Source organism: Flexivirga lutea, assembly GCF_054778955.1.
The window spans coordinates 1153606-1174584 of record NZ_BAAGZB010000001.1 but is presented as its reverse complement, the minus strand read 5'-3'; the positions used below and the strand labels follow the sequence as shown (position 1 = coordinate 1174584).

Sequence of the window (20979 nt, the reverse complement as noted above, 5' to 3'; positions counted from 1 at the left end):
CGACGCGTCAGGGCCGCGGGTCGATCACGCTCCACGATGCGCCGAAATCGGTGGTGCTCCAGAAGCCGTGCGTGGTGCGCGGCACGGCGTAGACGATCCCGGCCCCGGCGCTGGCCGTCCAGTCGAAACCGGTGCCCGGCAGCTGCTGACCCTTCGGCGGGGTCGCCGCGCCGAACCCGTGGCCGCCGTTGTTCGACACCATCAGGCTGTCCTGGCCACTGCTGGCCGGCACTCCGGACGTCTCCCGCGGCCCGCCGGCGGACGCCACGAGGTGCTGGCTGTCTGCGGCTGCCAGCGACACCTGCCCGAGACGCGGCAGCTTCAGTGCTCCGACCGAGATGCTCCGCCACGACCTGCCGCCGTCATCGCTGCGCACGATCGTGTAGGACAGGTGGTTGTCCGCCGTCGTGCGTGGGTCGCACAGCGCGAACAACAGCAGGTTCTTGGTGTTCGTGGCTGCGGTGAGTGCCTGCAGCGAGGCGCCCCGGCAGGCCGGCGGTGCATCCACGCGGGTGAGCGTCGAGTCGTCCAGCCGCATCGGCGCGACCGCGGAGGACGGGTCGGACGGGGTCAGCTGGATGAACGCCTGGCCGTTCTGCACGACCACGGTGCCGCCGCTGATCTGCGTGCTGGGCTTCACCTCAGCGTCGGCGGTGGCGATGGAGTTCTTGGCCGGGTCGAAACGGCTCACGTAGACCGGACCGTTGCACACGCCCTGGCCGCAGTTGTCGGCACTGAGCAGCACGGCCTGGTTCTGATTGATCTCGACATCGAGCACGGTCTGGCCGGGGTGGCTCATCTTGGTGAAGCTGGCACCGGCGTCGTGGGTCACCCAGAGGTCGCCACCGAAGACGTAACCGGTCTGCGGCGTGGCGAAGCGGGTCTGGGTGATCGCGCGCACCGGCTGGATCTGCGGCACGGCCTGCCCGGTCGCCGCCGAGACGTCGGTGCCGGTGAACCGGTGTACGGCATTCCACTTCTCGCCGCTGGTGTTGGACCGCAACAGCACCGGGCAGGTGTCGCCACCGCAGGTCTGCGAACCGAGCGCGTAGAGCGTGCTCAGTCCCGCGTTGCTGACCGACCAGGTGTCGAAGCTCGCCGGCACCGTGGTCGGTGTCTGCTGGGCGGACACCGAGGGCGGTGCCGATGTCGGCTCGCCGGTGACGACCTGATCGGTCGCGCCGACGACGGCTTCGCCGCGGTGCACGCCATCGCTGATGCCGTCCTGCTGCCAGAGGAAGACGGCGAAGATCGCCAGCACCGCGACGGCGGCGCTGGACAGCAACGCCAACCGGCTGCGGCGTCGGGACGTGCGACGCGCCCCACGGACGATGCGCTGCCAGTCCAGGTCGGTCCCCCGGTCCTCGCGCACTTCGGCCCGCGCAGTGGCGAAGAACCGCGCCACCGGGTCGTGTTCGGCCGACGGCTCCCCGCCGTCATACCGCCCGCTCGTGCGTTCGTCACTCATCGGGACACCTCCAGCCGTCGGGCCAGCTGTTTGCGGGCATCGTGCAGGTCGCGCTTGATCGTGCCTTCGCTCTTGCCGGTCTGCAGGGCGACCTGGGCGACCGACAGGTCGGCGTAGTAGTGCAGCAGGACCACCAGCCGGAAGCGCTCGGGCAGCGACTCCACTGCCTCGCGCACTGTCAGTCGCGTCGCCGGGTCGAGCCCGGGGTCGGCGACGTCCACCGCGCGGGCGCTGCCGGCGGTGTACTTCTCGTATGCCGAGGCCTCCCGGCCGCGTTTGCGCCAGTGGTCGCGGACCTGGTTGGCGGCGGCGGTGTAGAGCCAGGCGCGGGGGTCCTGCACCGTGTGCCAGTGCGTCATCAGCTTCACAAAGGCCTCCGTGGCCACGTCATGGGCCAAGTCCCGGTCACCGATCAACTGCGTGGTCCAACCGACGAGCCGTCCGAAGTGTGCGTCATACACCTCGCGGACGGCGCTTTCGACGGCTGCTTCCCCCGAAGCCACCCATCGCCACCTTTCCCGTGGGACGCGGACAGCAGCGCGCTGCCCGGTGATCGTCGCCGTCATACCCGAGTAGACGCCGCAACCGCGTGCGCGGTTGGTGCCCGCCACATGTGCGTTGTCGGCCGGTCCGGATGTGTCACCGGCCAGCCGAAAGCCTAACCCCCCGCCCTGCTGCGGCCGGCGCACCTAGGCTGCTGGCCATGGAGTTGCGTGACGCCGTGCTGCGGCGCCGGATGGTGCGCCGGTTCGATGCGGACCGGGACGTGTCGGAGGAGACCGTGCTGCGGTTGCTGGAGCTGGCGGTGCGGGCACCGAGTGCGGGTTTCAGCCAAGGTTGGGACTTCGTGGTCCTGCGCGGCGAGGAGCGCGACGCGTTCTGGGCGGCGACGACCGACGACGGCACACCGGACGCGTGGCTGCGCGGGGTCAGCGCGGCACCGGTGCTGATCATCTGCTGCTCGGACAAGGGCGCCTACCTGCGACGCTACGCGCGGGCGGACAAACCGTGGCAGGACCGGAGCGAGGAGCACTGGCCGGTCCCCTACTGGGACGTGGACACCGGTATGGCGGCCATGCTGATGCTGCTGGGTGCCGTCGACGAGGAATTGGGCGGGCTGTTCTTCGGGGTGCCGGTGGAACGGCTGGATGCAGTGCGCGAGGCGTTCGGCATACCCGCCGATCACGGCATCGTCGGGGTGGTGGCGGTGGGTCACCCGGCCGAGTCCACGCCGTCGGGCAGCACCCGGTCGGTGCGCCGGCGCGACTTCGGGGAGGTTGCGCACTTCGGGCGGTTCGGCAACGTCCACTGACCTCAGCGGCCGGTCACCATCGAACCGGCGAGATCGGCCAATTGCGCCGCGCCGGCAAGACCCATCGCGTGCCGCAGCTCGGCGGTGAGCTCGATGAGAGTCGCCGACACGGCGTCCCGGCCACCGGAGGCGAGCGCCCACATGATCGGCCGGCCGAGCATCACGGCCCGCGCGCCGAGCGCGAGGGCGGTGAGGGCGTCGAACCCGTCGCGCACTCCCCCGTCGACGACCACGGGCACCGAGTCGCCCACTGCCGCAACGATTTCCGGTAGCGCCGCTGCAGTCGGTACGGCGCGGTCCAGTTGTCGGCCACCGTGGTTGCTCACCCAGATCCCCGAGGCGCCGGCCTCCACGCAGGCCAGCGCGTCGTCAGCGCGCAGCACACCCTTGACCAGCACCGGCAGACCGGACGTCTGCGCCACCCAGGCGATGTCGGCGAGCGAGAGGTCGGCGCGCTGGTCGATGGCGTCCCAGATGTCGGTGACGTCGGCCGGTAGGTGGTCGCGCATGTTCGTCAGGGCCTGCTCGTCCGACAACGGCAATGGCCGGCTGCGGGCCGCACTGCGGGCGCGGTGCCCGACATACGGCGTGTCGGCAGTGAGCACCATCGCGGTGGCTCCGGCCGCGGCGGCGCGCTCGATCAGCGCGCCGGTGATGGCGCGCTCACGCATCAGGTAGACCTGGAACCACCACGGCCCGCCGACCGCCGCGGCGACCTCCTCGATGCGGCGGGTGGCGCGACTGGACACCACCATCGGGGCGCCTGCGGCGGCCGCGCCCGCGCCGGTGGCCACTTCACCGTCGGCGTGCAGCAGCGCGTGGAAGGCGGTCGGGGCGACGCCGATCGGCGTCCGCCACCGTCCGAAAAGGTCGACGGCGGTGGAGACCTGGGCGACATCCCGCAACACTCGCGGTCGTAGCCGGTAACGATCCCAGGCGTCGTGCGCCTCCTGGACGGTGCGCTCGTCGCCGGAGCCACGGTTGAGGTAACTCCACATGTCCGCAGCGACGATCTGCTCGGCCCGGTCCCGGAGCTGGCGGAGCTGCTCGTGCAACGACTGTCCTTCCGTCGAGGTGGTGCGCGTGCACCTAGTGTTACCGACATGACCTCACGCCCGGTGCGCATCGCCGTCCAGATCCAGCCCCAGCACGCGTCATACGACCAGATCCGTGACGCCGTGCGCCGCGCCGAGGACCTCGGCGTGGACGTCGCGTTCAACTGGGATCATTTCTATCCGCTGACCGGCGACCCCGAGGGCAAACACTTCGAGTGCTGGACGATGCTGGCCGCTTGGGCGGAGCAGACCTCACGCATCCAGCTCGGTGCGTTGGTCACCTGCAACAGCTACCGCAACCCCGATCTGCTCGCCGACATGGCGCGCACCGTCGACCACATCTCGGGTGGCCGGCTCATCCTCGGGATGGGCTCGGGCTGGTTCGAGAAGGACTACGACAGCTACGGGTTCGACTTCGGCACCGCCGGTGGGCGGCTGGACGACCTCGCTGCCTCCCTGCCGCGCATCGAGTCGCGGCTGGGGGCCCTCAACCCGCGGCCGGTCGGATCACTGCCGATGCTGATCGGCGGTGGCGGCGAGAAGAAGACGCTGCGACTGGTGGCCCAGCACGCCGACATCTGGCACAGCTTCGCCGACCCCGAGGTGCTGGCGCACAAGGTGGAGGTGTTGCGGGGCCATTGCGAGGCGATCGGTCGTCCGCTGGAGGAGATCGAGATCTCCGTGGGTGTGGGTGGACGTGGTCGTGACGGCATCGCGCCGACCGTCGCCGAGGAGGCCGGCCGCCCGTTGTACGACCTGGGCGCGCGGATGTTCACCGTCCCGGTCGGCGGCCCGGACTACGACTTCGGCGTGCTGCAGGACTGGCTCGTATGGCGGGACCGCGTCAACGGCTGACCGGGACTGGCGGGTAGTTGGACATTTCGTTCACTCCCAATGGATTTCATCCCTAGACTGCGGCACGTGAAAGCACGACGACTTCTCCTTCTCGGCACGCTCACGGTCGGTGCGCTGACTCTCGCGGGCTGCAACGCGCAACAGGACGTCGCCGCCGCGACGCCCACGCAGACCGTCGTGCGCACGGTCACCCACACGCGGGTCGTCGCTGCGCCCACTCAGCGCACTACGGCGACACACTCGCCGAAGCCCCGCCGATCGAGTGAGTCTCGCGGGACCACACAACGCACTGCGGCGGCCGCCGGAAGCGAGACATCACGCCCGCGTTCGCGACAGCCGATCGCCGCTGCACCGAAGACGACATCACCGAGAGCCACTTCGGTGCCTCCGCGGCGCCGCGTCGCTCCCCTACCGATCCACACGACAACACGACGCACTCCGCCCCCGCGAGCGACCACGACTTCCACCGGCGCTTGCAACATCAAAGGCAACATCAGTTCCTCGGGTGAGCGGATCTATCACGTTCCGGGTCAGCGGTACTACAACGTCACGAAGATCTCACCCGCGAAGGGCGAGCGCTGGTTCTGTTCGGAGTCCGATGCAGTCGCCGCCGGGTGGCGCAAAGCTCGGGTCTAGGTACCTCCTCGCAGCATGGTTGCGCGCGTTCCGAGTGTCGGTGCCCAGCGCTCGGACGGCGTGAGAGAAGATGATCGGCGCTACCACCGTGCGGTCAGGCCGTGCGATCAGCGGGACACCGAAGGGCAGTAATGGCGCGCAAGAAGACGAGCGACACCGAGTACATCGACGATGCGCAGCAGAACATCGTCGACATCGACGTCGACGACGAGATGCAGGCGGCATACCTCGAATACGCCTACTCGGTCATCTACTCCCGCGCCATCCCGGACGCGCGCGACGGCCTGAAGCCGGTGCAGCGCCGAATCCTCTTCGCGATGGACGAGATGCGGCTCTACCCCGAGCGCAACCACGTCAAGTCCTCCCGCGTGGTCGGCGAGGTGATGGGCAAATACCACCCGCACGGTGATGCCGCGATCTACGACGCCATCGTCCGGCAGGCGCAGGACTTCACCATGCGGCTGCCGCTGGTCGACGGACACGGCAACTTCGGGTCCCTGGACAACGGTCCGGCGGCGTCGCGTTACACGGAGGTCCGTCTCGCCGGCGCGGCGCTGGAGCTGACCAGGTCCCTGAACGAGGACACCGTAGACTTCGTCCCCAACTACGACGAGAGCGAGCAGCAGCCGGACGTCCTGCCCGCAGCGTTCCCGAATCTGCTCGTCAACGGCGCCAGCGGCATCGCGGTCGGTATGGCAACCAACATGGCGCCGCACAACCTGGGCGAGGTGGTGGCCGCAGCGCGCCACCTCATCACACACCCGGACTGCTCGCTGGACGACCTGATGAAGTTCGTGCCCGGACCGGACCTGCCGTGCGGTGGACGCATCGTCGGCCTCGACGGCATCCGCGACGCGTACCTGACCGGCCGCGGCTCCTTCCGGACACGCGCCACCGCGACCATCGAAAGCCTCACGCCACGAAGGAAATCCATCGTGGTCACCGAGCTGCCCTACATGGTCGGCGCCGAGAAGGTCATCGAGCGGATGAAGGACCTCGTCCAGGCCAAGAAGCTGCAGGGCATCTCGGACGTCAACGACCTGTCCGACATGAAGGGCATGCGGCTGGTCATCGACGTCAAGAACGGCTTCAACCCCGAAGCAGTGCTCGAGGCGCTCTACAAGCAGACGCCGATGGAGGAGTCGTTCGGCATCAACAACGTCGCGCTCGTCGACGGGCAGCCGCGCACGTTGGGCCTGAAGGAACTGCTCACGGTGTATGTCGATTTCCGCATCGACGTCGTACGCCGCCGCACGGCGTTCCGGCTGCAGAAGGCCACCGATCGGCTGCACCTGGTCGACGGTCTGCTCATCGCGATCCTGGACATCGACGAGGTCATCCAGGTCATCCGCAGTTCGGACAATGCCGGCGAGGCACGCGGCCGGCTGATGCAGGTCTTCGATCTGTCCGAGCCGCAGGCCGAATACATCCTGGAGCTGCAGCTGCGCCGGCTGACGAAGTTCAGCCGTATCGAGCTGGAGAAGGAGCAGGCCGAGCTGCGCGAGCAGATTGCGGCCCTGCAGGCGATCCTCGACGACGAAAAGCTGCTGCGCACAACGGTGTCGGCCGAACTCGCCGACGTCGTCAAGACGCACGGGACGCCGCGCAGGACAGTGCTGCTGGAGGGCAACGGCGCGAAGACCGCGGCAGCCGCGGCCCCGCTGGAGGTCTCGGACGACCCGTGCTGGGTGTTGCTGTCCTCGACCGGCCTGCTCGCCCGGACCACCGATGCGGCACCGCTGTCCAGCGACGGCTCGCGCCGCAAGCACGACGTGGTCACCTCGCGGGTGCGCACGACCGCCCGCGGTGACTTCGGTGTGGTCACCTCCGACGGCCGACTGGTGCGGCTCCACGCGATCGACCTCCCGACGCTGCCACCCACCAACGACGCACCCGTGCTGGCGGGTGGGGCGCCGCTGGCGGCATACATCGATCTCGCCAAGGGCGAACAACCGCTGGCGTTGACGTCGCTGTCGCCGGAGTCCAAGGGCCTGGCGATCGGCACCCAGCGCGGCGTGGTGAAGCGGGTCAATCCCGACTATCCCAGCAAGGACTCGTTCGAGGTCATCTCACTCAAGGACGGCGACACCGTGGTCGGTGCGGTCGAGGTCGTCACCGGCGAGGAGGACCTGGTCTTCATCACCTCCGACGCACACCTCCTGCGGTATGCCGCCGACTTGGTGCGCCCGCAGGGTCGTTCGGGTGGAGGTATGGCGGGCGTCAAGCTCGGCGCGGGCGCCCGAGCGCTGTGGTTCGGCATCGTCGACACCTCCGCTCCGGCGGTCGTCGTCACCGGGGCGGGAGCCTCGGGCGCGCTGCCGGGCACCGGGCCGGAGTCGGTGAAGGTGAGTCGGTATGACGAGTTCCCGAGCAAGGGCCGGGCGACTGGCGGCGTCCGCTGCCACCGGTTCCTGCGCGGCGAGGACGAGTTGGTCCTGGCCTGGGCCGGCACCGCACCGGCGCGGGCCGCGAGCCCGACGGGTGCCGCGGTCGAACTGCCCGCCGCCGACGGCAAGCGGGACGGCAGCGGCGTGCCGCCGGCCGGTCAGCTTGCAGTGATCGGTGGCGCGTTTCCCGGCACGTCGGTCGAGTAGCGGTCTCCCCGATCCATGTCCGTGCTCCCTGGCACAGTGAGTGGGTATGGCCGGCACCAGGGAATTGACCGGATGGTTGGGAGTGGTGCGTGACGCACCGGACGCGCAGGACCTCGCGCGCTTCTATCGCGATCTGCTGGGCTGGCCACTCGCCGATGACGAGCCCGGCTGGTGCTCTGCGACTATCAGCCGCAGCGTGATGTTCGGGTCATGCTCGACCCAGCGGGCCACCCCTTCTGCCTCTACATCGACCGGTGACGTCGTTGGTCAGCACGTCGTAAATGGCGTCTTCGTGCGCCGACGAAATTCGATGTTCATCAACGTGCGTGCGATCGGTGACCTGGTGGGCGGTGGGTGTCCTGGTGGTGCGGGTGGTCTGCTGCTGGCGGTCAGTCCGCCTGTCAGGACACAGGTTTCGCCGGCATCGCCGCCGATCAGGTGGTCGGGGTGGTTCTTGACGTAGTTGCAGCCTTCGCAGGTGCCTTGGGCGTTGCGTTCGCTGGTGGCGCCGCCGGTGGCGTGGGCCACGATGTGGTCGGTATGGCGGATCGGTGCGTCGCAGTAGGGGGTGCGGCAGGACCGGTCGCGCAAGGCGATGAAGTCGGCCAGCAGACCGGTGTAGCACCTGGAGGTGGACTCCATGCCGATCAGGTCACCGGTGCCGGGGTAGGAGAACAAGCGTCGGACGGTGACGGCTTGGGCGGGGTCTGTCACCCATGCGCGTGCCAGGTCCGCGGGGATCGGTCCGTAACCGGGCACCTCGGCCGGGATGTCGCCGGTGAGGGTGTCGATCGGCATCAGCAGGTTGACGTGGACCCCGACCCCGTCGGCCGGTGTGTGTCCGGTGACGCGCTGGACGAGGGTGTCGGCCATGACCTGACCCCGGGGTGGTCGGCGGTGGCGCTCGCATCAGCCTCAGTCTTGAGTGCTGTGTAACAGGCGACGCCGTCCTTGACCGGCAGTAACGCGGTCAGCCAGGTCATGCAGTCCGGTGCGGGTCGCAGGCTGACCCGGCGTTCGGACTCGGCCATGGCGCGGCGGGTCGTGGCCGCTTCGGGATCGGCCCGGTAGGCGGCCGCTTGTGCGGCGGCGACCAGTCGCCGGTGCGACACGGTAGCCAGGTCGTCGACGATCGCGGCGTCGACCCTCGCCCGATCCTCCCGGCTCACGTAGCTGGTCGCTGCCACCAGATCGGTGGCGTCCCGTTCGCCGATCACTCCTGCCGCCAACGCCTGGAACGTGTTGGGCATCTCCTCGACCACCGCGTGCGCCACGCCCAGCAGCCGAGACCCGGCGTGCGGGGACGACCTCCGCGCCAGCGCGATGTCCGCACCCACCTTCCGCGCGGTCGTGGCGCGATTGATCCCACGCGGGACGTCCACCTGCCGTTGCCGGCGGTGCGCTGCGACGGCCACGCGGGCCTGCCGAGCACTGATCGCGTTCTTGGCTTCCTCCAGAACACGGACCTCAGCCAGTAGTTCCTCAAGCGTGTCACCGGCGATGCCGTCGTCGAGCCGGTCATGGAACGCGCGCACCACGGACTCGTCGAACGCGAAAATCCCGCCCTCAACCGTATCCATAGTCGCTTCGTCCATGTGTTCGAGTATATCGTGGGTTCGGTTGGTAAGCAACAGTTTTAGCCACGTCTTCATTGTCCACATCGCCCGCCCGATCACGGGTTGTGCACAGCGCGGACAAGGTGCCGCGGGACCCGTGCCGGGGTCTCGATACGGTTCCCCCGCTCCGCTCCTCCACGTACTCGACCAGCGAGCGCCAGCTCCCCCACTGCGCTCCTCCACCTACTCGACCAGCGGGCGCAGCCGTGCCGATGCGCCGTCCGTAGGGTGGAGCCTGCACTCCACGAAAGGATCGCCACCGGTATGACGACACACGCCGACCCGCAACCGCCGTCCGCCTGCTCGATGCAGTGGGACGTCGAGGGACTGCCCGCCTGGGGCACGGCTTCCTACGCGCGGTTCTGGGTGTGCCTGGAGCAGAACGGCCCCTGGGGCCACAGCGCGATCACCCAGTCCCACCTGGAGCCCGAGGTCGGCCGGGCACTCGAGCGCGCCTGCGCGGACCACGGCGGCCGGCTTCTCTTGATCCGCCGTCCGGGCGATCACGCGGACATACGGCATGACGGGCCACACACCGTGCTGATCGCCGGCTGTCTCGACCGCGACCCGTGGCTGCTCACCGGCGAGATCGACGACCCCGCTCAACTGCTCGCGTTGCCGTGGAATCTGCTCCTCGAAGACGATCCGGACGCCGCCACCGAGCGGCTGCCGGAACTCGAGGAGACCCGCGACCCGGCTCTGCTGATCTGCACCAACGGCAAGCGCGACGTGTGTTGTGCGGTGCGTGGCCGGCCGGTCGCACTGGACCTTGCGGCAAAGCACCCGGACGCCGTGTGGGAGTGTTCGCACACCGGCGGCCACCGGTTCTCTCCCACCGGCATCGCACTGCCGTCCGGTCAGACCTACGCCCGGCTCACGCCCGAGCTCGCGGAGCTGGCACTCGCCGCCGCACGACGCCACGAGGTGCCGACCGAACTCTCCACCCCGCTGCACGACCGCGGGCGCAGCTGCTTCAGGGCACCGCTGCAAGTCGCCGACTCCTTTGTGCGGCACCACATCTCGGAGACAGCTCTCAGCTCGATCTCGGCATCGGGGACACGCGACGAGGACGGGTCCTGGACGTGCGACGTCACCCACGTCGACGGGCGCACCTGGTCGGTGGGGGTCACCAGCGAGGACGGTCCGGCGCTGCGGTCATCATGTGCCAAGGCGCCGGTCCCGAGCGCTGTATGGCGCGCCGCCTTGCTGGACTGACGTGCTTGGGCGGTTTCGGTGGTCTCGATACACCTCCCCCGCTGCGCTCCTCCGGCACTCGACCAGCATGCGGCCGCTGCGCTCCTCCGGCACTCGACCAGCGAGTGGCCACAGCACTCGACCAGCATGCGGCCGCTGCGCTCCTCCGGCACTCGACCAACACATGGCCACAGGACGTGGCCTACAGCTTCAGATACATCACATGCAGCCCGACCAGCTCGCCGCCTGGCAGTCGGAACGCCTCCGGCACCGTGCCGATCACCGTGAATCCCAACGACTTCCAGAGCGCGACGGCCGCCGCGTTGGTCTCCACCACCGCGTTGAACTGCACGGAGTGATAACCCTCATCGCGTAGCCATTGCACGACATACGCACCCAACAGGCGGCCGACACCGCGACCACGGGCAGCGGAACCGACCATGAAGCTGGCCGTGCCCACATGGTCGCCCGGCCCCGGACGATTCGGCCCCATGTGCGCGCTACCGAGCACCGTTCCGTCGACGTCGTCCACGGCAACGACCGTGCAGCCGGGCGGCTCCTCGAGCCACATCTCGCGTGCCTCGGTCTCGTTCATCGCGGCCGGGAACGTATAGGTCTCGCCCGCCGCCAGCACCTCCCGCACGATCGGCCAGATCGCCGGCCAGTCGGCCTCGGTCGCTGTGCGCACACTGGTCATTCGCCGACCCGCGCGTCGATCGACTGCCGGATGAGGTCGGCGTGACCGTTGTGCCGCGCGTACTCCTCGATCATGTGGGTGACGATCCAGCGCAGGGTGAACTGCTTCCCCGTGCGCCCGTCCGACTTCACCGACAACGCATCGAACCCGCCGGCGGACATCGCGCGCTCGATGCCGGAGTCAGCGGTTCGCACCGAATCCTCATACAGCGCAGCGAGTTCGCCCGGCTCATCGGTGGCCCCGGTGTGCCACTCCCAGTCCGGGTCGTCCTTCCAGTCCACCGACGACCACGGCTGCGGTTCGTCCGCGCCGACGAGCACCTGGTGGAACCACCACCCCTCCACCAGGGCGAGGTGCTTGATCATCCCGCCGAGTGTCATGTCCGACGGCGCCGCCGTCTGCGCCAGCTGCGCGGACGTCAAGCCGCCGGTCTTCCAGCGGAACGTGTCCCGCTGGTAACGCAGGAAGCCGAGCAGCGTGTCGATCTCGTCGGCGTCCACCGGCGGATCCGTCCGCCCGGCCGGGTCGAGATCGGGTGTCGTCGCAGGCCTGTCCGTGGTCATGAGCGTCAACATAGGAGCAAGGACGGACACCGCGCCATCGAGTTCCGGGCCTGCGGCGTTCTACGCTGCTCGTATGCCGAACATCCGGATCGCCCAGGACGACACCGCGGACCAGCTCCTCTCCACCGACCCGTTCGCGCTCATGATCGGGATGCTGCTGGACCAGCAGTACGGCATGGAGCACGCCTTCCGCGGGCCGGCGAAGATCGTCGCCAAGCTGGGCACTCTCGATCCCGGCGAGATCGCGGCGCAGGAGCCGCAGGAGTTCGCCGACCTGTGCTCGACGCCCCCGGCGATCCACCGCTACGCACGCTCGATGGCCGGCCGGGTGCAGCAGCTCGCCCAGGTGGTCCTGCAGGACTACGACTCCGACGCATCGCGCATCTGGACGACGGCCGACACGACCGCCGAGCTGCTGAAGCGCCTGAAGTCCCTGCCCGGGTTCGGCGACCAGAAGGCCCGCATCTTCGCCGCATTGCTCGGCAAACAACTCGATGTCACCCCCGACGGCTGGCGCGAGGTGATCGGCCCGTATGCCGAGGCCGGCTCCTACCGCTCGGTGGCCGACGTGGTGGACGAGGCGTCGCTGCAGAAGGTGCGTGAGTTCAAGAAGCAGGCCAAGGCCGCCGCGAGAACCGCCGGCGAGGCCACCTCATGAGGCTGCGCGCCGAGGTCACCACCGAACCGTTCCGTGGTGAGGGCGCGCTGCCGGCACATGTCAGCGCGGCCGCCGACGCGCTGCGCGCCGCCGGCCTGAACCCCGATCTCGGACCCCTCGGCACCACGGTCGAGGGCGCCGGCGACGGACTGCTGCAAGCCGTCCACGACGCGGCCGGCGCGGCCTTCGCCGCCGGCGCCACGCGGATCAGCCTGCAGATCGAGCGCACCGATGCCTGAGCCGCCGATGCCCGAGCTGCCGACGCCCGATCTGCCGACACTGAGCGACGAGCTCGCCGATGCGCTGCAACCACTGCTGCACCGCGTCGGCGCGGTCGTCGTGGACGGCCCTCCGGAGTCCGACGACATCCCGATCACATTGCGCGACAACACGATCCACGTCCGAGTGCTCGACCAGCACGACCTCTCGGACGGTTTGTCGCGGCTGATCCAGACCGTGGAACGCGAGCTGGGCGACCAGCTGTCCGAGCTGCCCCGCGCCAAGAAGCAGCACGCGGTGCGCCTGTTGGAAGAACGCGGCGCGTTCGAGATGCGTCACTCCGCGGAGACGGTGGCCGAGGCCATGGGCATGTCCCGCTTCACGATCTACAACTACCTCAACCGAGTGCGCGTCGACAGCTGAGCCGGTTGGGCGCGGTCACCATCTCTCAACAAACTGTTGACGAAGATGTGACGTACGGCATACTCTCGTCTGCAGCCATTAATTTCATATCTCGAAATTTTTGTTCCGTATAAGCGAACGGACGGCGTGGCTCCCCAGGCCCCACGCCCAGCGAGAAGCACTCAGTTGCGGCCGCACCTCGCATGACCAGCGGAATCTCCCCCGGCCGGGCCGCCGAAGCGCGAAGATGCCCCTGCCACCTCATCATTGATGTCCCCCTGGGCCTCTGGAAGGACCGCTCGCAATGTCTGCTGCCACCGCCGAGGAAGTGCGCCCCCGCACCCAGAAGCATCCCGTCGACGAAGTCCTGCCCGCCGGACAGCTCGCCGTCTACGGCATCCAACACGTCCTCGCGTTCTACGCCGGTGCCGTGATCGTCCCCATCCTGCTCGCCGGCGCGATCGGGTTGACCTCCGATCAGCTGATCCACCTGATCAACGCCGACCTCTTCACCTGCGGCATCGCCTCGCTGCTGCAGGCGATCGGCTTCTGGAAGGTCGGCGTCCGGCTCCCACTGCTGCAGGGCGTCACCTTCACCGCGGTGTCCCCGATGATCATCATCGGCGTCAACGCAGGCGGCGGCGTCAACGGGCTGCTGACCATCTACGGGGCGGTGCTCGTCTCGGGCGTCGTGACGTTCCTGCTCGCGCCGTACTTCGGCAAGATCGTCCGCTTCTTCCCGCCGGTCGTGACCGGCTCGGTCATCACGGTCATCGGCTTCTCGCTGTTGCCCGTCGCCGCCGGTGACGCGCTGCTGCGCTGGGACCCCAAGACCCACTCCTACAGCGCCTCGGTCCTCAGCCAGGACGCCGGCGGCAACTACCACCTGGCGGCCGGCGGCTGGAAGACCCTCGCCCTCGCACTCGGCACCGTCGTCGTCATCGTCGTCATCCAGCGGCTGTTCCGCGGTTTCGTACAGACGATCGCCGTGCTGCTCGGCCTGGCCATCGGCACCCTGATCGCCTGGTTCGCCGGCGAGGCGCACTTCGACTCCGTCAGCAGTTCCAGCTGGCTCGGCGTCACCACTCCCTTCCACTTCGGTATGCCGAAATTCGCTCTCGCGGCGATCATCTCGATGGTGCTGGTCATGCTGGTCACGATGGTGGAGACCTGCGGTGACGTCTTCGCCACCGGCGAGATCGTCGGCAAGCGGGTCGACGGCGAGGACGTCGCACGGGCGCTGCGAGCCGACGGGCTGGCCACGTTCATCGGCGGCGTCTTCAACTCCTTCCCCTACACCTGCTTCGCCGAGAACGTCGGCCTGGTCCGGCTGACCAAGATCAAGAGCCGGTACGTCGTGGCCACCGCCGCGGTCTTCATGATCATCCTCGGCCTGCTGCCCAAGGCCGGCGCCATCGTGGCCGGCATACCCTCCAGCGTGCTGGGCGGAGCCGGTCTGGCGATGTTCGCGACGGTCGCCGTCGTCGGCATCCAGACCCTCGGCAAGGTCGACTTCAACGACCACCGCAACGGCATCATCGTGGCCACCTCTCTCGGTCTGGCGATGCTCGTGACGGCCGAGCCCGGCGTCGCGACCCTGCTGCCGAAGGACTACCAGGTCTTCCTCGGCTCCGGCATCACCATCGGCTCGATCGCCGCCTTCGTGCTCTACATGGTCTTCTTCCACGTCGGCACCAGCCGCGGCGCCGGGGTCGCGACCAGCCCCACCGGGTCGGTCATCGGCCTGGCGCAGGTCAACGCGATGAGCAAGGAGGAGTTCGTGCACACCTTCGAGCCGCTCTTCCAGGGCAACTCCTGGATCATCGCGGACGCCTACGAGCAGCGGCCGTTCCAGGACACCCCCGATCTGCGGGCGTCGTTCCAGGAGGCGTTGTTCTCCGCCTCCGACGAAAAGCAGCGCTCGCTGATCGCCGGCTACCCCGACCTCGGCAGCATGGAGGTCGCGGACGGTCAGCTGGGCGAGGCGTCGTCCCGGGACCGCGCCGCCATCATGCTCAGCCAGTTGCGCGACGACGAGCGCGCCGAACTGTCGGCGCTGACCGCGGCATACCGCGAGAAGTTCGGCTTCCCCCTGGTCACCTGTGTGCGTGAGACCGACTCGGTCGAGCAACTGGTGGCCCAGGGCCGTGCCCGGCTGGACAACTCCACCCAGCACGAACTGGTGACCGCCCTGCTGGAGAGTGCCAAGATCGCCGGCCACCGCTTCGACGACCTCGTCGCGGAGGCGGAGCCGCTGAACACCGCACGCAGCCGGATGGCGACGACACCATGAGCGAGCTGACCGTCATCGACGGCGCCACGGTCGTCACGATGGACCCGGACCGCACGGAGCACTCCATCGGCCACGTCGTGGTCGAGGGGTCCCGCATCCGGTCGGTGTCCGCCGGCCGGTACGCCCCCACCGGCGAGGACGTCGCACTGATCGACGGCACCGGGTGCGTGCTCACACCTGGTCTGGTCAACACCCACCATCACCTCTACCAGTGGGCGACGCGCGGGTATGCCGTGGACGCAACGCTTTTCGAGTGGCTGACGGCGCTCTACCCGGTGTGGGGAGCCATCGACGAGCGGGTCGTGGGACAGGCAGCCGCAGCGGGTGTCGGCCGGCTCGCCCTGTCCGGCTGCACCACCGTGATGGATCAGCACTACGTGTTCCCGCGGAACGGTGGCGACGTGCTCGGCGCCGAGATCGCGGCCGCCGGTGACGTCGGGGTCCGCTTCTTCGCCACCCGCGGCTCGATGGACCTGGGCCGGTCCGACGGCGGCCTGCCCCCGGATCACGTGGTCGAGTCGATCGACCAGATCCTCGGTGCCACCGCCGCGGCCATCGACGCCCATCACGACGCGTCGCCGGATGCGATGGTCCATGTCGGTGTCGCACCGTGCTCACCGTTCTCGGTGACCACGGACCTGCTGCGCGAGGCCGCGCGCCTGGCGCGCGACCGGGGCGTACGCCTGCACACCCACCTGGCCGAGACACTCGACGAGGACGACTTCTGCCGCGAGCGCTTCGGCCAGGCGCCGATCGACTACATGGAGTCGCTCGGCTGGCTCGGTCCCGATGTGTGGTTCGCACACGGGATCCACTTCGACGACAACGCGATCGGGACGCTGGCGCGCACCGGCACCGGCGTCGCCCACTGCCCGTCCTCCAACGCCCGCCTGGGCGCCGGTGTCTGCCGCACACGGGACCTGCTGGACGCCGGCGCACCGGTAGGACTGGGTGTCGACGGTGCCGCGTCCAACGAGGCGACCTCGCTGCTGGAGGAGGCGCGGCACGCGGTGCTGTTCGCTCGTGCGCTCGGCGGTCCGACCGCCCTGGGCGTGCGGCAGGCGCTGGAGGCCGCGACCCTCGGAGGTGCCCGACTGCTGGGTTGGGCGGACCAGATCGGTTCGGTGGAAGCCGGCAAACAGGCAGATCTGTGCGTATGGCGGATGGACACGCTCGCGCACGCCGGCATCGCCGACCCGGTCGCCGGACTGGTGCTGGGAGCGCCCCCGCCACTGGACCTGGTGCTCGTCGCCGGCCGTGCGGTCGTCCGGGACAACCACCTGGTCCGGGTCGAGGAGAGCGCACTCGCCCGGGGCGCTGCCGAGGCGTCGGAACGCCTGCGGCACCCCGCACCGGTCGGCTGACCGCGCAGGTCCGCCGCACCGCACCGAAGAACCGAAAATCCTTGTTCAACAAAATGTTGAGCCGTAGAGTTGACGCAGCACCCGGGTCCGGTCGTTCTGCATGGATAACCGATCGGACATCTCCGATCGCGGCGCGGCACCAGCCGCCCGAACCATGCGACCGCCTGACCGGCAGCTTCGGCTTCCGGCTCGAAAGGAGTCGCTGATGACTGACCCCGTGTCCGCACTGGATGTGATCGTCAACGGGCAAACCCACAAGTTCACCGACGCTCCACACACCAACCTGCTGGACTGGCTACGGTCCGAGGGCCTCACCGGCGCCAAGGAAGGCTGCGCCGAAGGTGAGTGCGGAGCGTGCTCGGTCCTGGTGGCCCGGCCCGATGACAGCGGCGGCACCCGGTGGACGGCCGTCAACGCCTGCCTGCCGCCCGCCGCAGCCTTCGCCGGTCAGGAGATCGTCACCGCCGAAGGACTGGGCAGCGCCGAGGCACTGCATCCGGTGCAGCGGGAGATGGCAGTGCGCGGCGGCTCCCAGTGTGGTTACTGCACACCGGGATTCGTCTGCAGTATGGCGGCCGAGTACTACCGCCCCGACCGCACCGCCGGCGACCACGGTGCGGACAGCAGCGAGCACGGCGCCAATGGTTTCGACCTGCACGCGCTCTCCGGGAACCTGTGCCGGTGCACGGGATACCGGCCGATCCGGGACGCGGCATACGCGCTCGGGGACGTGCCGGCCGACGACGCGCTCGCCGCCCGCCGCAACTCCCCTGCACCGGAGGCCGTGCCGACGGCATACCACGCCCAGGGCCGAAGGTTCGTCCGCCCGGCCACCCTCAGCGACGCCCTGAGCATCCTGCGCGACGACCCGGACGCCGTCCCCGTCGCGGGATGCACCGACTGGGGTGTCGACGTCAACATCAAGTCGGCGCGTCCGCAGCTCGTGGTCGCGCTGGACCGACTCCCGGAGTTGCGGACCCTCGTCGAGACCGACGACCACGTCGAGATCGGCGCAGCGCTCACGCTCAGCGAGATCGAGCAACGGCTGGACGGGCGGATCCCGTTGCTGGCCCAGCTCTTCCCGCAGTTCGCGTCACGGTTGATCCGCAACGGCGCCACCATCGGTGGCAACCTCGGGACCGCGTCACCGATCGGTGACACGCCCCCGGCACTGCTCGCGCTGGACGCCGAGCTCGTGCTCGCCGGCCCCGACGGCACCCGCGTGGTGCCGCTCGCGGACTACTTCACCGGATACCGGCAGACCGTCCGGGCGGCGGACGAGCTGATCCGGTCGGTGCGGATCCCGTTGCCGTTGGCCGGTGTCACCGCGTTCCACAAGATCGCCAAGCGCCGGTTCGACGACATCTCCAGCGTCGCCGTCGGCTACGCGGTCGACGTCGCGGACGGCGTCGTCCGCCGGGCCCGCGTCGGCCTCGGCGGAGTGGCCGCCACCCCGCTACGCGCCACCGCGGTCGAAGCCGCCTTGGAGGGCAAGCCGTGGACGGCCGAGACCGTCCGGGCCGCCGCCGCGCTGCTGCAGCAGGAGGGCACCCCGATGGACGACCACCGCGCCAGCAGCACATACCGCCGGGCCATGCTCGGCACCTCACTGCGCAAGTTGTATGCCGAGTCCACCACTGAGGAAGGTGTCGCATGAGCGAGCTGTCCCAGCTCCCCGCGAACCCTGTTGTCGGAGAAGCTATCCCGCACGGCGACGCCATCGGCCACGTGACCGGCACGGCGCTCTACACCGACGACCTGGTGGGGCGCACGAAGGATCTGTTGCACGCCTACCCGGTGTCCGCCCCGCACGCCCACGCACTCGTCACCCGGCTCGACACGACTCCGGCATACCAGGTGCCCGGCGTCGTGCGGGTGCTCACCGCCGAGGACGTGCCCGGTGTCAACGACTCGAACATCAACCACGACGAGCCGCTCTTCCCCACCGAGGTGATGTTCTACGGGCACCCGGTGTGCTGGGTGCTCGGCGAAAACCTGGAGGCCGCCCGCCTCGGCGCCGCAGCGGTCGAGATCGACTACGAGGAGCTGCCGTCCATCGTGACGCTCCCCGAGGCGATCGCCGCGGAGAGCTTCCAGGGCCGCGCGCCGACCGTGTCGCGCGGCGACGCCGACGCCGCAATGGCGAGCGCCGAGCACGTGTTCAGCGGCACCTGGGAGGCATCCGGCCAGGAGCAGTTCTACCTGGAGACTCAGGCCTCCATCGCGTATGTCGACGAGGCCGGCCAGGTCTTCATCCACTCCAGCACGCAGAACCCGAGTGAGACCCAGGAGATCGCAGCGCACGTGCTCGGCGTCAGCTCCTCGGAGGTCACCGTCCAATGTCTGCGGATGGGAGGCGGATTCGGCGGCAAGGAGACCCAGGCCAACGGGTATGCCGCGATCGCCGCACTCGGCGCCACACTCACCGGCCGCCCGGTGCGCGTGCGACTCAACCGCAACCAGGACATCCAGTTCACCGGCAAGCGACCGGACTTCCTGTCCACCTGGGAGGCCGGCTTCGACGACGAGGGTCACCTGCTCGCGCTCAAGGTGGTCTTCACCGCCGACGGCGGTTGGAGCCTCGACCTGATGCAGCCGGTCCTGTCGCGGGCGCTGTGCCACGTCGACAACGCCTACTGGATCCCCAACATCCGGGCGCACGGACGCATCGCGAAGACCAACCGGACCTCGCACACGGCGTTCCGCGGCTTCGGCGGCCCGCAGGGCATGCTGCTCACCGAGAACATCCTCGGCACCGTCGCACCGAAACTGGGCCTGACCGGTGAGGAGATCCGGCAACGCAACTTCTACCGGTCCGCCGACCAGACGACGCCGTACGGCCAGCGGGTGCGGCAGATCGAGCGGCTGCACCGGATCTGGGAGGAGGTGCTCACCGAGAGCGACTTCGCCGCCCGCCAGCGGGAGATCGAGCAGTTCAACGCCACGCACGAGCACACCAAGCGCGCCATCGCGGCGACGCCGGTGAAGTTCGGCATCTCCTTCAACAAGAGCTCGATGAACCAGGGCGGCGCGCTCGTGCTCGTCTACAAGGACGGCTCGGTGCTGGTCAACCACGGCGGCACCGAGATGGGCCAGGGCCTGCACACCAAGATGCTGCAGGTGGCCGCGACCGCGCTCGGGCTGCCGCTGGGCACGGTGCGGCTGGCGCCGACCCGCACCGACAAGGTGCCCAACACCTCGGCGACCTCCGCCAGCACCGGCGCCGACCTCAACGGCGGCGCGGTCAAGCACGCCTGCGACCAGATCCGCGACCGCCTCGCGGTCGTCGCCGGAGGCATTCTCGGTGTCCCACCGGCGGACGTCCGGTTCGCCGACGGCACGGCATACGGACTGAACAGCGAGCGCGCGCCCATCCCGTGGGAGGAGCTGGTGCGGACCGCCTATCTGCAGCGCATCCAGTTGCACGCCGCCGGCTACTACCGCACCGAGGGCCTGGAGTGGAACGAAGAGACCTACCAGGGCTCGCCGTTCAAGTACTTCTCCTTCGGCGCGGCCGTCGCCGAGGTGGAGGTCGACGGCTTCACCGGCGCCTACCGCACCCGCCGGGTCGACGTGGTGCACGATGTCGGCGACAGCCTGTCGCCGCTGATCGACAAGGGGCAGATCGAGGGCGCCTTCGTGCAGGGTGCCGGCTGGCTGACGCTGGAGGACCAGCGCTGGGACGCCGGCGACGGGCCGGGGCGCGGCCGGCTCACCACCCAGGGCGCCAGCACCTACAAGCTACCGAGCTTCTCGGAGATGCCCGAGGTCTTCAACGTGACGATGTTCCAGAACGCCACCGAGGAGGGTGCCATCTACGGCTCCAAGGCCGTCGGTGAACCGCCGCTGATGCTGCCCTTCTCGGTGCGCGAGGCGCTGCGCAAGGCCGCGGCCGCGTTCGGACCGGCCGGCATCAGCGTGCACCTGGCGTCCCCCGCGACGCCGGAGGCCGTCTACTGGGCCATCGAGTCAGCGCGCTCGACGGAGCCGCACGACGTGGCAACCCAAGCGATCCCGGACAACGCTGCGGATCCCGTCCCCTCGGCGGTATGA

19 protein-coding genes and 1 pseudogene are annotated in these 20979 nt (G+C 69.3%); 13 read left to right on the top strand and 7 right to left on the bottom strand.

The window, feature by feature from the left end; translation table 11 throughout:
• Positions 1 to 7 precede the first annotated feature (7 nt).
• Complete coding sequence (locus ACYVBN_RS05490) at positions 8 to 1468, bottom strand: beta propeller repeat protein (RefSeq protein ID WP_460599622.1); 1461 nt, start codon at positions 1466 to 1468, stop codon at positions 8 to 10.
• The gene (locus ACYVBN_RS05485; RefSeq protein ID WP_460599621.1) at positions 1465 to 1971 is read right to left on the bottom strand and encodes an RNA polymerase sigma factor; all 507 of its coding nucleotides are present in this window, start codon (positions 1969 to 1971) and stop codon (positions 1465 to 1467) included. Before ACYVBN_RS05485 ends, ACYVBN_RS05490 begins: the two co-directional genes overlap by 4 nt.
• Positions 1972 to 2171: 200 nt before the next feature.
• Between ACYVBN_RS05485 and ACYVBN_RS05480 the strand changes: the two genes are divergently transcribed.
• Positions 2172 to 2780 (top strand): nitroreductase family protein, encoded by a 609-nt coding sequence (locus tag ACYVBN_RS05480; protein ID WP_460599620.1) that lies wholly within the window; start codon positions 2172 to 2174, stop codon positions 2778 to 2780.
• Between the two features lie 2 nt (positions 2781 to 2782).
• Here ACYVBN_RS05480 and ACYVBN_RS05475 read toward each other — a convergent pair whose 3' ends face one another.
• Positions 2783 to 3835: an alpha-hydroxy acid oxidase gene (locus tag ACYVBN_RS05475; RefSeq protein ID WP_460599619.1), complete on the bottom strand. Its 1053-nt coding sequence runs from the start codon at positions 3833 to 3835 to the stop codon at positions 2783 to 2785.
• 48 nt (positions 3836 to 3883) lie between these two features.
• Here ACYVBN_RS05475 and ACYVBN_RS05470 point away from each other — a divergent pair, with 48 nt between their 5' ends.
• The 4 genes and pseudogenes from ACYVBN_RS05470 to ACYVBN_RS05455 form a co-directional block, all read left to right on the top strand.
• Complete coding sequence (locus tag ACYVBN_RS05470; protein ID WP_460599618.1) at positions 3884 to 4690, top strand: LLM class F420-dependent oxidoreductase; 807 nt, start codon at positions 3884 to 3886, stop codon at positions 4688 to 4690.
• A gap of 39 nt (positions 4691 to 4729) precedes the next feature.
• Positions 4730 to 5326 (top strand): sunset domain-containing protein, encoded by a 597-nt coding sequence (locus ACYVBN_RS05465; protein WP_460599617.1) that lies wholly within the window; start codon positions 4730 to 4732, stop codon positions 5324 to 5326.
• 131 nt (positions 5327 to 5457) lie between these two features.
• Complete coding sequence (locus ACYVBN_RS05460; protein WP_460599616.1) at positions 5458 to 7920, top strand: DNA gyrase/topoisomerase IV subunit A; 2463 nt, start codon at positions 5458 to 5460, stop codon at positions 7918 to 7920.
• 46 nt (positions 7921 to 7966) lie between these two features.
• Positions 7967 to 8092: pseudogene (locus tag ACYVBN_RS05455) on the top strand (VOC family protein); the annotation flags it as partial.
• Positions 8093 to 8187: 95 nt separating this feature from the next.
• On the opposite strand, the gene ACYVBN_RS05450 reads toward ACYVBN_RS05455, so the two are convergent.
• Together ACYVBN_RS05450 and ACYVBN_RS05445 are read right to left on the bottom strand one after the other, a co-directional pair.
• On the bottom strand, positions 8188 to 8793 hold the full coding sequence (locus ACYVBN_RS05450; RefSeq protein WP_460599805.1) for an HNH endonuclease: 606 nt from the start codon (positions 8791 to 8793) through the stop codon (positions 8188 to 8190).
• Positions 8718 to 9515 (bottom strand): DUF222 domain-containing protein, encoded by a 798-nt coding sequence (locus tag ACYVBN_RS05445; protein ID WP_460599615.1) that lies wholly within the window; start codon positions 9513 to 9515, stop codon positions 8718 to 8720. Before ACYVBN_RS05445 ends, ACYVBN_RS05450 begins: the two co-directional genes overlap by 76 nt.
• Before the next feature lie 285 nt (positions 9516 to 9800).
• Here ACYVBN_RS05445 and ACYVBN_RS05440 point away from each other — a divergent pair, with 285 nt between their 5' ends.
• The gene (locus ACYVBN_RS05440) at positions 9801 to 10751 is read left to right on the top strand and encodes a sucrase ferredoxin (RefSeq protein WP_460599614.1); all 951 of its coding nucleotides are present in this window, start codon (positions 9801 to 9803) and stop codon (positions 10749 to 10751) included.
• A gap of 181 nt (positions 10752 to 10932) precedes the next feature.
• Here ACYVBN_RS05440 and ACYVBN_RS05435 read toward each other — a convergent pair whose 3' ends face one another.
• A complete protein-coding gene (locus ACYVBN_RS05435) occupies positions 10933 to 11427 on the bottom strand; it encodes a GNAT family N-acetyltransferase (protein ID WP_460599613.1) in 495 nt (164 codons plus the stop codon).
• Complete coding sequence (locus tag ACYVBN_RS05430) at positions 11424 to 11990, bottom strand: DinB family protein (protein WP_440281939.1); 567 nt, start codon at positions 11988 to 11990, stop codon at positions 11424 to 11426. Before ACYVBN_RS05430 ends, ACYVBN_RS05435 begins: the two co-directional genes overlap by 4 nt.
• A 73-nt stretch (positions 11991 to 12063) precedes the next feature.
• Here ACYVBN_RS05430 and ACYVBN_RS05425 point away from each other — a divergent pair, with 73 nt between their 5' ends.
• The 7 genes from ACYVBN_RS05425 (at position 12064) to xdhB (ending at position 20979) form a co-directional block, all read left to right on the top strand.
• On the top strand, positions 12064 to 12648 hold the full coding sequence (locus ACYVBN_RS05425) for an HhH-GDP family DNA glycosylase (protein ID WP_460599612.1): 585 nt from the start codon (positions 12064 to 12066) through the stop codon (positions 12646 to 12648).
• Positions 12645 to 12887, top strand: a complete 243-nt coding sequence (locus tag ACYVBN_RS05420) for a thiamine-binding protein (protein WP_440281941.1) — start codon at positions 12645 to 12647, stop codon at positions 12885 to 12887. Before ACYVBN_RS05425 ends, ACYVBN_RS05420 begins: the two co-directional genes overlap by 4 nt.
• Positions 12880 to 13290, top strand: coding sequence for a helix-turn-helix domain-containing protein (locus tag ACYVBN_RS05415; RefSeq protein ID WP_460599611.1), 411 nt, complete (start codon positions 12880 to 12882; stop codon positions 13288 to 13290). Before ACYVBN_RS05420 ends, ACYVBN_RS05415 begins: the two co-directional genes overlap by 8 nt.
• Positions 13291 to 13573: 283 nt before the next feature.
• Positions 13574 to 15562 carry a 2-oxo-4-hydroxy-4-carboxy-5-ureidoimidazoline decarboxylase gene (uraD, locus tag ACYVBN_RS05410; RefSeq protein WP_460599610.1) on the top strand — a complete coding sequence of 663 codons (1989 nt, stop codon included), beginning with the start codon at positions 13574 to 13576 and terminating at the stop codon, positions 15560 to 15562.
• Positions 15559 to 16926, top strand: coding sequence for an amidohydrolase family protein (locus ACYVBN_RS05405; RefSeq protein WP_460599609.1), 1368 nt, complete (start codon positions 15559 to 15561; stop codon positions 16924 to 16926). Before uraD ends, ACYVBN_RS05405 begins: the two co-directional genes overlap by 4 nt.
• Positions 16927 to 17131: 205 nt before the next feature.
• Positions 17132 to 18583 (top strand): xanthine dehydrogenase small subunit, encoded by a 1452-nt coding sequence (locus tag ACYVBN_RS05400; RefSeq protein ID WP_460599608.1) that lies wholly within the window; start codon positions 17132 to 17134, stop codon positions 18581 to 18583.
• The gene (gene xdhB / locus ACYVBN_RS05395; RefSeq protein WP_460599607.1) at positions 18580 to 20979 is read left to right on the top strand and encodes a xanthine dehydrogenase molybdopterin binding subunit; all 2400 of its coding nucleotides are present in this window, start codon (positions 18580 to 18582) and stop codon (positions 20977 to 20979) included. Before ACYVBN_RS05400 ends, xdhB begins: the two co-directional genes overlap by 4 nt.

Excerpts from the sequence above, each read along its gene's own strand:
- ACYVBN_RS05490 (WP_460599622.1), bottom strand. The coding sequence starts at position 1,468 with ATGAGTGACGAACGCACGAGCGGGCGGTATGACGGCGGGGAGCCGTCG.
- ACYVBN_RS05480 (WP_460599620.1), top strand. The coding sequence starts at position 2,172 with ATGGAGTTGCGTGACGCCGTGCTGCGGCGCCGGATGGTGCGCCGGTTC.
- ACYVBN_RS05470 (WP_460599618.1), top strand. The coding sequence starts at position 3,884 with ATGACCTCACGCCCGGTGCGCATCGCCGTCCAGATCCAGCCCCAGCAC.
- ACYVBN_RS05465 (WP_460599617.1), top strand. The coding sequence starts at position 4,730 with ATGGATTTCATCCCTAGACTGCGGCACGTGAAAGCACGACGACTTCTC.
- ACYVBN_RS05460 (WP_460599616.1), top strand. The coding sequence starts at position 5,458 with ATGGCGCGCAAGAAGACGAGCGACACCGAGTACATCGACGATGCGCAG.
- ACYVBN_RS05450 (WP_460599805.1), bottom strand. The coding sequence starts at position 8,793 with ATGGCCGACACCCTCGTCCAGCGCGTCACCGGACACACACCGGCCGAC.
- ACYVBN_RS05445 (WP_460599615.1), bottom strand. The coding sequence starts at position 9,515 with ATGGACGAAGCGACTATGGATACGGTTGAGGGCGGGATTTTCGCGTTC.
- ACYVBN_RS05440 (WP_460599614.1), top strand. The coding sequence starts at position 9,801 with ATGACGACACACGCCGACCCGCAACCGCCGTCCGCCTGCTCGATGCAG.
- ACYVBN_RS05435 (WP_460599613.1), bottom strand. The coding sequence starts at position 11,427 with ATGACCAGTGTGCGCACAGCGACCGAGGCCGACTGGCCGGCGATCTGG.
- ACYVBN_RS05430 (WP_440281939.1), bottom strand. The coding sequence starts at position 11,990 with ATGACCACGGACAGGCCTGCGACGACACCCGATCTCGACCCGGCCGGG.
- ACYVBN_RS05425 (WP_460599612.1), top strand. The coding sequence starts at position 12,064 with ATGCCGAACATCCGGATCGCCCAGGACGACACCGCGGACCAGCTCCTC.
- ACYVBN_RS05420 (WP_440281941.1), top strand. The coding sequence starts at position 12,645 with ATGAGGCTGCGCGCCGAGGTCACCACCGAACCGTTCCGTGGTGAGGGC.
- ACYVBN_RS05415 (WP_460599611.1), top strand. The coding sequence starts at position 12,880 with ATGCCTGAGCCGCCGATGCCCGAGCTGCCGACGCCCGATCTGCCGACA.
- uraD (WP_460599610.1), top strand. The coding sequence starts at position 13,574 with ATGTCTGCTGCCACCGCCGAGGAAGTGCGCCCCCGCACCCAGAAGCAT.
- ACYVBN_RS05405 (WP_460599609.1), top strand. The coding sequence starts at position 15,559 with ATGAGCGAGCTGACCGTCATCGACGGCGCCACGGTCGTCACGATGGAC.
- ACYVBN_RS05400 (WP_460599608.1), top strand. The coding sequence starts at position 17,132 with ATGACTGACCCCGTGTCCGCACTGGATGTGATCGTCAACGGGCAAACC.
- xdhB (WP_460599607.1), top strand. The coding sequence starts at position 18,580 with ATGAGCGAGCTGTCCCAGCTCCCCGCGAACCCTGTTGTCGGAGAAGCT.